We start from the raw sequence: 370 nt of genomic DNA on the forward strand, positions 1-370 counted from the left end.
AGCGAACCCCCCGCCGTGGATCCACACCATCACTGCCTTCTTGGCATCCACCTTCCCTGCCTGGGTGGTGTAGACGTTGAGATAGAGGCAATCCTCGGTGCCTACCGGAGTGCCGAACAGCATGTGCTTCTGGATACAGTCGCTGCCTTCCTTGAGGGCGTCCCGGACTCCGTCCCATGGCCCGAACGGCTCTGGTGGCTTAAATCGTAGCTCTACGATGGGGGGCTTGGCATAAGGAATCCCTTGAAACGACTGGTAACTCTTATTGGCCAAAGCAGAGGTTTTGACCAAACCTCTCAACTTCCCAGACTTGGTGGTCACTTCAACAAACTCCGACGCCATTTATATTCCGTCTCGATCTGTCTCGAAC

General features: G+C 55.1%; 1 protein-coding gene. It reads right to left on the bottom strand.

What is annotated here, in order from left to right:
- Window positions 1-342 (bottom strand): carboxylesterase family protein (locus P2081_RS20460; protein ID WP_278924630.1); only part of this gene is annotated, 342 nt, incomplete at its 3' end.
- Window positions 343-370: the final 28 nt, after the last annotated feature.

The sequence above is a fragment of the Pseudophaeobacter profundi genome (assembly GCF_029697505.1).
In the GTDB taxonomy this organism is placed as follows: domain Bacteria; phylum Pseudomonadota; class Alphaproteobacteria; order Rhodobacterales; family Rhodobacteraceae; genus Pseudophaeobacter; species Pseudophaeobacter profundi.